Here is a 13801-nt window from a genome sequence, read left to right on the forward strand (position 1 = left end):
TCCTTGTCTATGATGTGAATATTGATAGACAAGGAGGTGAATCGCATGTTGACGGTACAACAAGCTGTATTTACAGTTGAGGGCTTAATCGGCAAAGTTCAACAACAAAAACAGCTCATTCATCAACTCATTCAAGAAAATGAACATTTGCGTCACGAAAACAAACAACTACGCAAAGAAAATGAACAACTGAAGTACCGTGTTCAAGAGCTGGAAGCACGCACGAAAAAAAACAGCTCCAATAGCCATTTGCCCCCATCTTCTGACCGTTTTGAGAAAAAGCGTTCCTCCCGCGAGCCGTCTGGCAAAAAGCCTGGTGGGCAAGAGGGACATGAGGGGAAGACGCTCCGTCAAGTGGAACATCCACATCATCGTGTCGTCCACCGTGTGCATACGTGTCAAGGATGTGGAGCTTCTTTGCGTGAAGTCAAACCGTTCAAAGTCGATATCCGTCAAGTGTTTGATGTCCCTCCTGTGGCGATCGAGGTGACACAACATGAACGTGAAGTGAAATCGTGTCCACATTGTCGATGCGTGCAACAAGCCGAATTCCCATCCCATGTCACGAATCATGTGCAATACGGTCCACGGCTCACGGCGCTCGTTGTTTATTTACATCATATCCAATTGATCCCGTACAAGCGTTTAAGTGATACAATCGAAGCGTTATATCAACACTCGATTAGTACAGGAACCCTTGCCAATATGGTGAAACGAGGACGCGAAGCGCTGGAATCAAATATGGACATCATCGAAGACGCCTTACTTGAATCCAACATCCTGCATGTCGATGAAACGAGTTTGCGCATCAATGGGAAACTCGCATGGGTGCATGTCGCGTGTACATCGAGATATACATACTTGGCTCCTCACGCTTCTCGTGGAAAAAAAGCGACCGATGATATCGGGATTCTTCCCCGATATGAAGGGACGATGATGCACGATGCGTTCGGTACATATCCGAAATACACACATGCCACCCATGCCCTTTGTCACGCCCATCATTTGCGTGAGTTAAAAGGATTCATCGAACAAGGGCATACGTGGGCGATGCGCATGACCACGTTTCTGTTAGCCGCCAAGCAAGCCGTCGAAGCCCATCACGGTGCACTTTCCGAAGAAGAAGCGAGACGGTGGGAACGAGTGTATGATCGCATCCTAGAAAGAGCACAACACCGATTAGAAACGATGACGCCTCTTCCGAAAAAAGCACTCGCTTTTGTTCGACGCCTTCAAAAACGAAAGGAAGAAGCGCTGCGTTTCTTACGTGAAGTACATGTTCCCTTTGATAACAACCAAGCCGAACGCGATCTTCGCATGGTCAAAGTCAAAGAGAACATTTCGGGTACGTTTCGCGAAGAAACATTCGCGCAGTCGTTTTGCATCGCAAGAAGCATCGTTTCCACACTGACGAAACACGAAAAAAACGTGTGGGATTCGTTATGTCTTCTGTTGGCAGGCGAAACGATCGATCGAGTTCTTTCCGCTACCTAGGGCATTTTCTATGACCGAAATGCCCTATTTGTGCTGGGCTTTTTTATACACTAGCACTGGGGTGAATAGTTACTTTATGACGCTGCAAAGCAAGATATTCCCATTGATGTGATCAAAAAACAGCTCCGTATCGCGTAAGGGGTACCCTGTTTGTCTCTCTAACCATGGAAATTATTGTAATGAAAAATGCTCATCTACAGTAAAAACATAACATTACTTCAAGTCATAGTAATCCACCCTAAATCTAGAGAATTTTTCTTTTTCTTGTAAAATAGAACATATGTTTGTATAATGCTGTCTAGGGAGGGGATTATATGGACTTGCAGTACTACTACACCACCTCACTTGAGGACTAGGTGACCAATTTTTATACACGACTAAACATCTTTTATCCTTATCAAATCGATCCATCATTTATCGCTCGGAAGATGAACATTTTTCTGCGTGAAAAGCCTTTTCCATCAACACATCAAGTTGTGGGTCGCTTTCGTTGCATTGTTGTCGACTCTCGGCTATCTAAATAAGAAAAACAAGAAGCCTTCTTTCATGAGTTGTGTCACATATTGAGGCACGTTGGTATACAGAGTATGATGCCTGAGGCTTTTCGAGAGCTGCAAGAACGGGATGCAAATCATTTTACTAAATACGCCGCTATCCCTTTTCATATGTTAAGATTTATTTAACTGGCACGAACCATACATAGTCGAGCATATGTCCAATATGTTTAAAGTGACACCAGAGTTATGTGAAGAACGCTTAACACAGATTAGACACCGTATATTAGTCAAACAATCGAGTAATGAAACTAAAATTAGCACATTCCAAAGGTAGAATGTCAAAAATTGTACCAAACATTCTCAGAAAATCCCCTTAAGATAATAGTATTGAATGACTGTGTGTAAAAAAGAGGATGGCGATGGCCTATTTCCGAAAAGTAAAAGCGAAAAACAAAAAAGGATATACATGGTCTTTTACGATAGATATCGGAACAGGGAAACGAAAACAAATCACACGACGCGGCTTTGAAAGTTTTTATTTTTACGAAAATCTGATCGCTGAAAACTAACAACTAACCCTTTAGAAAAAGGTGATGAATGTGGCGAGCATTCAACGGCGTGGGAAGAGTTCATTCTTGTTGGTAGTGGAAGCTGGCTATGATGCTAAGGGAAAACGGCTTCGACGTACCAAAACGATTCGCATCGAGGATGAGGCTTTGCTTAAGACAACTAAAAAACTCCGCGATTATTTGAATGAGCAGTTGCTTAAATTCAAAATGGAGGTCGAAGCTGGCGAATACATCGCACCCGAAAAAATGAAATTGGCCGATTTTATTAAAGAGTGGGAAACCAAATATGCAGTAAAAGAACTATCGGAAACAACCTTGAATAATTATTTATCTCATATCAAAAACCACATCCTCCCCGCTCTCGGACATATGCGAATCGATCAGATTAAGCCAGTTCATATTGTAAACTTTTTAGGCCAGATCAAAAGAGCAGACGGCAAAAAGAAGCCACTTGCAACAAGAACAATCGAAAATGCCTATCTAACCATTAGAAATATTCTTCAACGAGCTGTCGAATGGCGAATCATTAAATTCAATCCGGCCAGCGCAGTCAAAAAGCCGAAAAGCAAGAAAGAAGCTGTTAAAGAAGTTCAAGTATACGACGAAAAAGAAGTTGAAGCTCTGTTTCGGGCGGTGCAAAACGAACTTTTCATTGGAGGGTTTTTACGACCTTAGCCATCGCTGCAGGATTACGGAGAGGGGAACTGTTAGGCCTGGAATGGTCGAATGTTGACTTGGAAAATGGCGTGATTCGCATTAACAAAGCAATTGTTAAAGGACGAAAAGGTTCTGTGGAAAAGAGTCCTAAAACGAAAAAGTCTAATCGGCTCGTTTCCCTACCAAACTCCGTCATCGCTGAATTAAAATTATACCGCCGGCACTGGCTAAAACAAAAACTGCAGGCAGGAGACTTATGGAAGGAAGAAAAAGAGTACTTATTTTGCAATATCGATGGTCGTCACTTTTATCCGACCACTCCTACCACCTGTTGGCAGCGTTTTACAAAGCGTGCCGGCATCCGCTATATTCGTCTTCACGATCTTCGTCATACTTCGGCCACTTTATTAATTAATCAAGGAGTGCACTCAAAAATTATTGTCGAACGGCTCGGCCATTCGGATATTCGAGTGACCATGGACATATACGGGCATGCACTCCAAAAAGCAGACCATGAAGCAGCGAATAAACTTGATCATTTATTTACAAACACATCATCACAGATAAAATAATTGTTGACGAATTGTTGACGAAATCCGTCAACAACTGCCCTAAATCGTCCTATTTTATCCGAAATCAATATGGTAAAATCCTTGTAGCAACGGGTTTTTTCCTACTCGGCTATTTTGCATCCTACCGCGCACGTTGGACTGGCAGCGCGAAGGTCACCGGTTCGAACCCGGTATGCTCCATTCGAGAAACCCTTGCGCGGCAAGGGTTTTTCCTTTTTATCTAGATAGGGGGTCATTTTTATTTAGCAATAATCTTTTAGAAAACAGCCAATAAAAAAGCACCCGGCAAACATCATGAATCAACTTGTCGACAAAATCGACAAGCCGATCCCTTGCATGGCAAGGGCTTTCTTTTTTACATTACAAAAGGACGATCATATATAAAAATTGCGCGTTGACTCATATTGAAGGAGGTATAAGCAGATGAGAAAATTAGCAAATTTGCTGGCAGCAGCTTTATTCATTCTCTTTTTTCCAACCAGCAGTTTCGCCCATCCAGGAACTCTTGACGAACTAGGCGGACATTTCCGCAATTCAGACTGCGTATACTTGCTGCATGAACCGACAGCGCTTGCCATGCAGGCCAAAAATAAAGCAGAGCTTGTCCAATTAGTCAAAAAATACAATAGCAATGCCAAGTGCACCCGACAGCTGACGGTGGATAAAATTGACCTAGAAGGGCATACGCTGGGCGGAGTCCCTGCAACGAAATCAAGTTCGTCGGCCACATTGCGATTAGGAAAAAAATATCCTGCAACATTAGTAGAGTGCATTGATGGAGATACAGCAAAGTTTATCGTCAATGGCCGCGAATATACAACCCGCTTTCTATTCATCGATACGCCGGAAAGTACAATCGAAGTCGAGCCGTATGGAAAGGAAGCAAGCCGATTTACTTGTTCCCTCTTAAAACAAGGAAACATCACATTGGAAACTGACGGCAGCACGCTGTTTGATAAGTATCATCGCTTGCTCGCTTGGGTGTGGGTAGGAGACAAATTGCTTCAGGAAGAAGTGACCAAAGCAGGACTGGTCGAAGATTTTTACGATTACGGGGATTATAAATACGAAGGCCGAATCCGCGATGCCATGGCGGAGGCGAAACGAAACGGCGCGGGAATGTATGGCCGTTCATCCGCGCAAAAACCTGATTCCTCCCGTCAGCAGCAAACAGCGGAAGAAAAAACGGAAAGCAAAAAAACAACACCCGCACCAAACTCACCGGCACAAGAAAATGAAGAGCAGCACGATGATCAGCAAAAACAGCACGATGCAGAGTCCGACAAAACAAATTCATTCCTTTACTTGATCATTGGCGCAGTTGCGATTATCATTATTTACGCTTTCGCCCGCAAATAATAGATACGGCTATATGCAGCGTCCCGCCCGAACGAACAAAACAAAAGGAGCTAACAACTAGCTCCTTTTGTTTTATAATGACTACCGGGACCTGTTACTGCTCCGGCAGCAACTCTTCAATCACCGACTGCTCGGACAAATGAGCCGCTGTGGAGAAAGAAGCGCCATTTAGCCGCTTAAAGCCATATTTCTCTAACCTCTCTATTTGCTCTTCCGTCAAGTCGTTATAAGCAATCACCGAAGGGGTTCCTGATGACTTATAAATTAAATTGCCTGTTACCGGACATTGAAACGCATCAGCGACAAATCCTTCCCCGTCTTGAATCGTAAATAAGCGAACCGGCATCACATCCATACATTTCCCTCTTTCTACGGTGTATTTCTTTATTACAATTGTCCAATCCCACCGTATTCTATACAATTCTTTTGCCAACAATGATCAAATCCCGTTCGATCCCTTCTAGCTCCGCAACCTTCGGGAGATGCCCCCATGTTTCAAAGCCAAAGCGGGCAAAAAGCCGCAAGCTTGGCTCATTATGCGCAAAAATAAACCCTAAAAGGGTTTTTATCTCCAAACTAGGCGCTTCCTCAATCGCTTTTTGAAGAAGCTGTGTGCCAATTCCTCTTCCCCGATATGCCTCGGAAATATAAATGCTAATTTCCGCTGTATGACGATATGCCGGCCGCCCATAAAATGACTGAAAACTAAGCCATGCGCACACATGACCGTCCAGCTCCACAACCCAGATCGGGCGCGTATGCGGATCGTGCGCGAAAAACCATGCTTCCCTGCTCTCAACAGTCACTGGTTCGAGATCTGCTGTTACCATTCTTGTCGGAATCGTTTCATTGTATATCTGAACGATTGCTGGTAAATCTTCTCTGTTTGCATTTCGAATCATCGTATCTCCACCTTATGGAATAATATGCCTCTACAGAAAAGAATACCATAATTATCGTTCAAAATGACATACTCCTTGTTGTAATTATCATGATGTAGTATGAAACAGGGAGGAATTTTTATGCAAAAAAATGTGCAAAACGGTAAAGACTAGCTATGTAAAACGATCTATATTTGGAGGAAAACAATGAAAAACTGGGATGTACTAATATCGTATTTACGCCTTCCTGTTTTGGTACGATTGTTGTTAGTTGGAAGTATAATGATCGTCTTTTTCGGAACATTGATTCATTTCGTTGAACCATCTACATTTCGCAATGTATTCGATGGAATATGGTGGGCCATTGTGACAACCGCGACGATCGGTTATGGCGATATGGTGCCGAAGACGTTTGCCGGGAAAATCGTCGCCATTTCCCTCATTTTGTTAGGAACGGGAGTCATCACCACTTATTTCGCTACATTATCCGCAGCCGCTGCGGCAAAAGAGTCTATGTTATCGAACGGGCAGCTACGTTACATGCAGAAAGGGCATATCATCATTGTCGGTTGGAATGAACGGGCGCGCGAGGTAATAGCAAAATTAACGAAATATCACTCATCGCTTCGATGCGTGATTATCGATGCGACTTTACAGGAACTTCCGGTTTCCTATAAAAATGTTCATTTTATTAAAGGAAATGCCAGTTACGATGATGTGCTTCATAAAGCGAACATTGCCGAAGCGCAAATGATTTTAATTACAGCCGATCAGCATAAAAATGAAGCAGAAGCAGATAAAGATTCGATTTTAACATTGTTGGCGGCCAAAGGACTTAATCCTTGTATATATGCAATCGTTGAAATTTTAACAGAACAGCAAGTGAATAACGCAAAGCGGGCTGGCGCCGATGAAGTCATTCAGACCAATTTGCTATCAAGCTTTGCGATGGCAAACAGCCTTCAGTCGCCAGGGGTATCGAAAGCGACGGAAGAGTTGCTTCATCAACTTCATAATAGAAAACTACAGCTTATCGATGCGGAAGGATTATTCATCGGAAAAACATTTTTTGAAATCAGCCAAATATTATTAGACAAACAAATAATTTTAATCGGTATAATGAGGGGAGAAGAAGGATATATAAATCCTTCTCCACATTTTTTGATCGAAAAGGGAGACCGTTTGTTCGTGATCATGACTTAATCAAGCAGTTGGCTTTCTAAATCTTTGACAAGCGCTTTTCCAATGTCAATATATTTTTCCGGAAACGTCGCATCAGGATCTTGCGGCTCCGCAAATTGGTTAAAAGCTGCGCCAAGATTGCCGCCATCGGCGTGGTCATCAATCCCTATTTGATACTTATGGGACAATAAAAATGGCCTGCCGAGCTTGACGGTTGTTCCATGGGAATCGAGCTGCCCGTCAATTGCTTCAAACGGAACGCGCAAAAATTGATATCCTGCTTCATCGTCAATTTTATAATCGAACGAACCATGATCATAATCCCAATTTCCACCAATCGTATAACCAAGCGGTTTTAACAACTGCTCCAGCTTATATAACGGAAACGTCTTTCCTTCTAATCGTGAAGGAATTTCAATCATCGCAAACACCCTCCTTTTTCATCTATTTTTCCCTATTTAGCGATAATTTAAAAAAATTTCATTCTACTCATCCCTTCGAAAATAATGTTTCCCGATTGCCAATGTCATCGACCGCTAATCTGCAAAATGCTAAAAACAAAAAATCAACAGCCCTTCCGTTTGCGGGAAGGGCTGTTGTTGATCAGCGGCTATATCATGGTATTTCTGTAAACTGTTCGACAGCGCAGTTGTTTTTGCCGCTGTCTGCACAGAAGAGATCACATCAGAGGTATTATAAAACATCAGGAGGATGACGAACCGCGCCAAGTTATTTTTGTTGTTGGGAGTGGCTATTCATTGGAAGGCTTTTTGGCTTTTCCGCTATTTCTTTAGAAAATTCCATAGTCGCTAAATTTGGCATTCTTCTTTGATTCATAAAGCTGTTTATGCCACGCATCGCCCGCTGAATCGGATTTGGCGTCATATAATAAGCGTTGCGTCTCCTTCTCATGCTGAAAGCAGCTGCGGCAATTCCCAGCCCCAATATAGTCCATATGGCGTTGTTATTGCTTCGGCGTCCTGTTAAGCGCAATAACTGATTCCACATTCCTCTATTACTCCCAAAATTAAATAGACGGTTCATGATCTGTACACTCCTCTTTTCGGATTTCCCTTGCGCTCGAAAAAATTTTCTTTTCGAGCATTTATTAATGTGCGTTAGAGAAGCAAGTTCATGTATGGAAAACACTACTTAATGACACCGTGTATTTCTTGTATTATTGCTCCCGATTGCCAAAATAAAGCGCAAAAAACTAGAATAAAGAGGAATTACAACTTCATATTTCCAAAACGATTATTTATGCCATGAAAAAAGGGCTCTCCATAAGGAAAGCCCTTCTTATTATTTTAATCGCTTTTCAAGTTCTGCTTTTTTCTCTTCATATCCAGGTTTGCCTAAAAGCGCAAACATGTTGACTTTATACGCTTCTACCCCTGGCTGGTCAAATGGATTTACCCCTAACAAGTAACCGCTCATCGCACACGCTTTTTCAAAGAAATAGACGAGATAGCCAAACGTATATTCATTTAGTTCCGGAAGGGTAATCACTAAATTCGGCACTCCGCCATCCGTATGGGCAAGAAGCGTTCCTTCAAACGCCTTCGTATTGACAAAATCAACCGTTTTTCCTGCCAAATAGTTCAGTCCATCTAAATCGTTTTCTTCTGCTTCAATAACTAAATCATGGCGCGGTTTTTCGACTTTCAATACCGTTTCAAACAAATCGCGGCGTCCTTCTTGGATATATTGCCCTAATGAATGAAGGTCAGTCGAGAAGTTGGCCGATGCAGGGAAAATCCCTTTTTGATCTTTCCCTTCACTTTCGCCAAACAGCTGTTTCCACCATTCCGCAAAATATTGCAGCGCAGGTTCATAGTTAATGAGCAGTTCAATCGTTTTTCCTTTGTTATATAAAATGTTCCGAATCGCCGCATATTGATAAGCAGCGTTTTCTTCGAGTTCTGAGCTGCTAAAGTCTTCGCGCGCTTGCGCCGCCCCTTTCATCATTTCTTCGATGTTTGCGCCGCTTACCGCGATCGGAAGAAGCCCTACCGCAGTTAATACAGAATAACGGCCGCCGACATCGTCCGGAATGATAAACGTTTCATATCCTTCCGCCGTCGCAAGCGTTTTTAATGCGCCGCGCGCCCGGTCTGTTGTTGCGTAAATCCGTTTGCGCGCTTCTTCTTTCCCGTATTTTTCTTCCAAAAGCTTACGGAAAATACGGAACGCAATAGCTGGTTCTGTCGTCGTTCCCGATTTAGAAATAACGTTAATCGAGAAATCTTTTCCTTCAAGTAAGTCCATTACTTCTTTCATGTATGTCGAACTAATGTTGTTGCCGACGAAAATGATTTGCGGCGTATTTCGTTTTTCTTTCGGAAGCGCATTATAAAACGAATGATGAAGCATTTCGATCGCTGCACGCGCTCCTAAATATGAACCACCGATTCCGATGACTAATAATACGTCAGAATCCGCTTGAATTTTTGCGGCCGCTTTTTGAATGCGGGAAAATTCTTCTTTGTCATAATTCACCGGCAAATCAAGCCAGCCCAAAAAATCATTGCCCACTCCGGTTTTTTCGTGAAGGGAATGGTGAGCAACTTTCACCGCATCGCGCAAATATGTAAGCTCATGTTCACCAAAGAACGATAATGCTTTTGAATAGTCGAAACGAATATGTGTCATACGCTCGATCCTCCAAACAAAAATGTTTTCCCTTTTTACACTTTAACGAAACAATCAGAAGGAATCAAGTCACACCCTATAGTGTAAACGAATTCATTTTGAACATTTCATGGCCATAAACAAAATAAAAGAGGCAGCCGTTGCTGCCTCTTTTCCCAATTACAATGATGCACGTAAAATCGCAAGCACATCGTCTCGATTTAATTCTTTGAACTTTCCAAACTCACCATTCGCCATCGCCTTATCGGCAATTAATTCCAAACTTTCTTTACCAATTCCGTAATCCGCAAGCCGTGATGGCGCTCCGATGCTCGACCAAAATTCGCGCAGTTTTTCAATTCCTTCTAACGCTGTGTCCCGCTCCGATTTTCCTTCTGGATTTACACCAAAAACGCGAACGGCTAATTGTGCAAACCGGCTAACATTTTCATCAAGCACATGTTTCATCCAGTTCGGGAATAAAATCGCAAGCCCCCCAGCGTGCGGAATATCATAAACAGCCGAAACCGCATGTTCAATGTTATGTGTCGCCCAGTCGCCGCGCACTCCCATTTGTAAAAAGCCATTGAGGGCAATGGTGCCGCAGTATAAAATCGTTTCCCGCAGCTCATAATTTTGTAAGTCGTTGACTAGTTTCGGCGCCGCTTCCATTACTGTGCGCAATACCGCTTCACACATCCGGTCTTGAAGCGGAGTATTCGTTGTATGATGGAAATATTGTTCCAGCACATGGGACATCATATCGACGATTCCGTAAACCGTATGATCCTTTGGAACGGTTAGCGTATATGTCGGATCAAGAATCGAAAATTGCGGGAACGTTGCCGGGCTGCTCCAACCATATTTTTCTTTCGTCTCCCAGTTCGTAATCACCGAACCAGAATTCATTTCCGAACCGGTTGCCGCAAGCGTCAATACAGTTCCAAACGGAAGCGCTTCTGAAACCTTTACTTTCTTTGTGATGAAATCCCACGGATCGCCATCATATTTCGCACCCGCAGCAATCGCTTTCGTACAGTCAATCACACTTCCCCCGCCAACGGCAAGCAAAAACTCGATTCCTTCTTTTTTACAAATTTCCACACCTTTTCGTACCGTTGACAAGCGCGGATTCGGCTCCACACCTGGAAGTTCTGTTACTTCCACGTTCAACTCATTCAATAGACGAATGACTTCATCATACAATCCGTTCCGTTTAATGCTGCCGCCGCCATAGACAAGCAGTATCTTTTTTCCATAACGAGGTATTTCCTCTTTCAGCTGCTCAATTTGCCCCTTTCCAAAAATCAACTTCGTCGGGTTTCGAAAAGTAAAATTTTGCATATGTATCCATCCCTCCTTTGCTTCTATTATGGAGGCTGCTTCCTTTGGATGTAAAGTAATTAATTTTTTTCACAAACTATGCATATTTTCCGTGAGTATTATGCATTCTATAAGCGAACGATTGAAAAATTTTAAGGAGGAATTTACCGATGAGCGCACTCCAGCGTATTGCACTATTCCTTACGATTATCGGCGCTATTAACTGGGGATTAATCGGTTTTTTTCAATTTGATTTAGTAGCAGCTATATTCGGCGGGCAAGATTCCGCATTATCACGCGTCATTTATGGACTCATTGGTATTGCCGGACTCATTAACCTTGCGCTTCTTTTTAAGCCTGCAGAAGAGCTAGGGCGCACAGAACCAAAAACTTCCCGGACATAAAAAAGTAAAACACTCACCTTGTAAAAGGGTGGGTGTTTTACTTGGATAGGTCTTCTTTTTTCGATTGTTCGATCCATTCTTGCAGCTTTTCCTTTAATGTGTTAAACCCTGGGTTTAACGACATTTTCACTTTCACGTGCCGTTTTCTCTTTTTTCCTTGTCTTTCTTCCACCGCTCTCATGGACAGGCTGACCCGCTTTGTTTGTGGATCGATGGACAATACTTTTACGATTATTTCATCACCAACATTGACGTAATCTTTAATGTTTTTGACAAACTCATGAGAAATTTCCGAAATGTGAACAAGTCCTTGCGTCTCTTCGTCTAGTTCCACAAAGACGCCGTACGGTTGAATGCCAGTAACCTTTCCTTTCACGATACTCCCTACTTCAATATGAGACAAACAAAACACTCCTATTTTCCTAATTGAATATGTGTTTTTATATTATAACATAATTTTTGTCCAATAGAAAAAATATGTTCTGCCATCCCAATGATGGAATGGCAGAACATCCATGGCTACAATCGATCTAAAAAGCGTTTCATTCGTTTGATCGCTTCTTGCAGCTGTTCCATTGAGGAAGCGTAAGAACAGCGAATATATCCTTCCCCGCTTGCGCCAAATACGTTTCCAGGTACGACCGCAACTTTTTCCTCCAACAACAATTTCTCTGCAAATTGTTCGGATGTCAGCCCAGTCGATTGAATAGACGGAAATGCATAAAACGCTCCGCCAGGCATATGACAGCTAAGCCCAATTTCATTTAACGATTGCACAAAATAGTTGCGGCGGCGACGATAGCTTTTTCTCATATATTCGACATCTTGCTCTCCGTTTCTTAACGCTTCAATCGCACCGTATTGCACCATCGTCGGCGCACACATCATCGCATATTGATGAATTTTTAACATCGCTTGTAAAATTTCCGCAGGCGCCGCGGTAAATCCAAGCCTCCAGCCCGTCATGGCAAATCCTTTCGAAAAACCAGAAATCAAAATGGTCCGCTCCCGCATTCCATCTACCGCCGCAAAGCTTATGTATGAATCGTCATACGTCAGCTCTGCATAAATTTCGTCCGAAATAATAAGCAAATCATGTTTTTTTGCGATTTGCGCAATTGCTTCTAGCTCTTCTTTATGGAGCACCGTCCCTGTCGGATTGTTTGGTGAACAGATGATGAGCGCTTTTGTTCGATCGGTAATAACCCGCTCGATTTGATCTGCACGAAGCTTGAAATGGTCATCCCCATTTGTTTCTACCGGAACAGGCACTCCTCCTGCCAACGTAACAAGCGATTCATAAGCAACAAAGCTAGGCTCAACAACGATCACTTCATCCCCAGGATTCACCGTCGCCCGCAGTGCTAAATCAATTGCTTGGCTTGCGCCGACCGTGACAAGAATTTCTGTTTCGGGATCGTATTCAATATGGAATTTTCGGGCTAAATAAGCGGCAATTTCTTGACGAAGCTCTAAAAGTCCAGCGTTTGCCGTATATGATGTATATCCTTGCTCAAGCGACAAAATACATGCTTCACGTATGTTCCATGATGTGACAAAGTCAGGCTCGCCCACCCCTAGAGAAATAACTCCTTCCATGCTGGAAGCAAGATCAAAAAAACGGCGAATTCCTGACGGCTTCAGACGAGCGACTGTTTCCGACAAATAGGATTTCTTCGTTCGTTGCATCATGGCGCCATCACGATGCGACGATCTTGATCTCCTTGGTCAAACACCGTACCGTCATGTTTATATTTTTTCAATATAAAATGAGTCGTCGTCGAAATGACGGAATCTAACGTTGATAATTTTTCAGAAACGAATTGCGCCACTTCCGACATAGAACGCCCTTCAATGACAACGGATAAATCATACGCTCCTGACATTAAATAAACGGATTTTACTTCTGGAAAACGATAAATGCGCTCCGCCACTTCATCAAACCCTACTCCTCGTTTTGGCGTTACTTTGACATCAATCATCGCCGTAACTCCTTCATGTCCGTCTACTTTTCGCCAGTCGACAAGCGCCGCGTACTGCACAATCACTTTCATTTCCTCAAGTTTTTTCATGATCGCTTCTGTTTCTTCCACGGATAACGATACCATTTTTGCCAGCGTTTCGATCGGAATACGCGCGTCTTTTTCTAATATTTCGATAATTTCTATTTCTTTTTCGGTCAGTTTCACTCTCCATCCCCCCGATAAACATTTTCACATAAATTCTATCAAT

The 13801-nt window shown here is 42.8% G+C and carries 17 protein-coding genes; 8 read left to right on the forward strand and 9 right to left on the reverse strand.

Annotated elements, in window-relative coordinates; translation table 11 throughout:
- Positions 1-45: 45 nt before the first annotated feature.
- The 6 genes from B9L23_RS16825 to B9L23_RS16845 all read left to right on the forward strand — a co-directional run bounded on the left by B9L23_RS16825 (position 46) and on the right by B9L23_RS16845 (position 5148).
- Positions 46-1494 (forward strand): IS66-like element ISBst12 family transposase, encoded by a 1449-nt coding sequence (locus tag B9L23_RS16825; protein ID WP_055357786.1) that lies wholly within the window; start codon positions 46-48, stop codon positions 1492-1494.
- A 590-nt stretch (positions 1495-2084) separates the two neighbouring features.
- Positions 2085-2177 carry a hypothetical protein gene (locus B9L23_RS21580; RefSeq protein WP_342745118.1) on the forward strand — a complete coding sequence of 31 codons (93 nt, stop codon included), beginning with the start codon at positions 2085-2087 and terminating at the stop codon, positions 2175-2177.
- Between the two features lie 233 nt (positions 2178-2410).
- Complete coding sequence (locus tag B9L23_RS16835; RefSeq protein WP_013400102.1) at positions 2411-2560, forward strand: Arm DNA-binding domain-containing protein; 150 nt, start codon at positions 2411-2413, stop codon at positions 2558-2560.
- A 30-nt stretch (positions 2561-2590) separates the two neighbouring features.
- A complete protein-coding gene (locus tag B9L23_RS21210) occupies positions 2591-3235 on the forward strand; it encodes a site-specific integrase (protein WP_245842440.1) in 645 nt (214 codons plus the stop codon).
- Positions 3236-3264: 29 nt separating this feature from the next.
- The gene (locus B9L23_RS21215; protein WP_245842480.1) at positions 3265-3789 is read left to right on the forward strand and encodes a site-specific integrase; all 525 of its coding nucleotides are present in this window, start codon (positions 3265-3267) and stop codon (positions 3787-3789) included.
- A gap of 423 nt (positions 3790-4212) precedes the next feature.
- The gene (locus B9L23_RS16845; RefSeq protein WP_089098053.1) at positions 4213-5148 is read left to right on the forward strand and encodes a thermonuclease family protein; all 936 of its coding nucleotides are present in this window, start codon (positions 4213-4215) and stop codon (positions 5146-5148) included.
- A gap of 94 nt (positions 5149-5242) precedes the next feature.
- Here B9L23_RS16845 and B9L23_RS16850 read toward each other — a convergent pair whose 3' ends face one another.
- On the reverse strand, positions 5243-5503 hold the full coding sequence (locus tag B9L23_RS16850; RefSeq protein ID WP_015864926.1) for a hypothetical protein: 261 nt from the start codon (positions 5501-5503) through the stop codon (positions 5243-5245).
- Between the two features lie 58 nt (positions 5504-5561).
- Positions 5562-6050 (reverse strand): GNAT family N-acetyltransferase, encoded by a 489-nt coding sequence (locus tag B9L23_RS16855; RefSeq protein WP_089098054.1) that lies wholly within the window; start codon positions 6048-6050, stop codon positions 5562-5564.
- Between the two features lie 186 nt (positions 6051-6236).
- On the opposite strand from B9L23_RS16855, the gene B9L23_RS16860 reads away from it, so the two are divergent.
- Positions 6237-7232, forward strand: a complete 996-nt coding sequence (locus B9L23_RS16860; RefSeq protein ID WP_089098055.1) for a potassium channel family protein — start codon at positions 6237-6239, stop codon at positions 7230-7232.
- On the opposite strand, the gene B9L23_RS16865 is transcribed toward B9L23_RS16860, so the two are convergent.
- From B9L23_RS16865 to B9L23_RS16880, 4 genes are all read right to left on the reverse strand, one after another.
- Positions 7229-7633: a YugN-like family protein gene (locus B9L23_RS16865; RefSeq protein ID WP_062677756.1), complete on the reverse strand. Its 405-nt coding sequence runs from the start codon at positions 7631-7633 to the stop codon at positions 7229-7231. The genes B9L23_RS16860 and B9L23_RS16865 overlap by 4 nt on opposite strands.
- A gap of 307 nt (positions 7634-7940) precedes the next feature.
- A complete protein-coding gene (locus B9L23_RS16870) occupies positions 7941-8219 on the reverse strand; it encodes a hypothetical protein (protein ID WP_223812214.1) in 279 nt (92 codons plus the stop codon).
- Positions 8220-8513: 294 nt separating this feature from the next.
- Complete coding sequence (locus B9L23_RS16875) at positions 8514-9863, reverse strand: glucose-6-phosphate isomerase (RefSeq protein ID WP_081189117.1); 1350 nt, start codon at positions 9861-9863, stop codon at positions 8514-8516.
- Positions 9864-10022: 159 nt separating this feature from the next.
- Complete coding sequence (locus tag B9L23_RS16880) at positions 10023-11186, reverse strand: iron-containing alcohol dehydrogenase (RefSeq protein WP_089098056.1); 1164 nt, start codon at positions 11184-11186, stop codon at positions 10023-10025.
- 149 nt (positions 11187-11335) lie between these two features.
- Between B9L23_RS16880 and B9L23_RS16885 the strand changes: the two genes are divergently transcribed.
- Positions 11336-11569, forward strand: coding sequence for a DUF378 domain-containing protein (locus B9L23_RS16885; RefSeq protein ID WP_015864934.1), 234 nt, complete (start codon positions 11336-11338; stop codon positions 11567-11569).
- Between the two features lie 37 nt (positions 11570-11606).
- Here B9L23_RS16885 and yugI read toward each other — a convergent pair whose 3' ends face one another.
- From yugI to B9L23_RS16900, 3 genes are all read right to left on the reverse strand, one after another.
- On the reverse strand, positions 11607-11972 hold the full coding sequence (gene yugI, locus B9L23_RS16890) for a S1 domain-containing post-transcriptional regulator GSP13 (protein WP_089098057.1): 366 nt from the start codon (positions 11970-11972) through the stop codon (positions 11607-11609).
- Positions 11973-12088: 116 nt separating this feature from the next.
- Entirely contained in the window at positions 12089-13258 is a 1170-nt protein-coding gene (locus B9L23_RS16895) for an aminotransferase (RefSeq protein ID WP_374720353.1), read from the reverse strand.
- Positions 13258-13758 carry an Lrp/AsnC family transcriptional regulator gene (locus B9L23_RS16900; protein ID WP_015864937.1) on the reverse strand — a complete coding sequence of 167 codons (501 nt, stop codon included), beginning with the start codon at positions 13756-13758 and terminating at the stop codon, positions 13258-13260. The genes B9L23_RS16895 and B9L23_RS16900 overlap by 1 nt, the downstream gene beginning before the upstream one ends.
- Positions 13759-13801 lie beyond the last annotated feature (43 nt).

The organism is Parageobacillus galactosidasius, from assembly GCF_002217735.1.
GTDB classification, from domain to species: Bacteria; Bacillota; Bacilli; order Bacillales; family Anoxybacillaceae; genus Parageobacillus_B; species Parageobacillus_B toebii.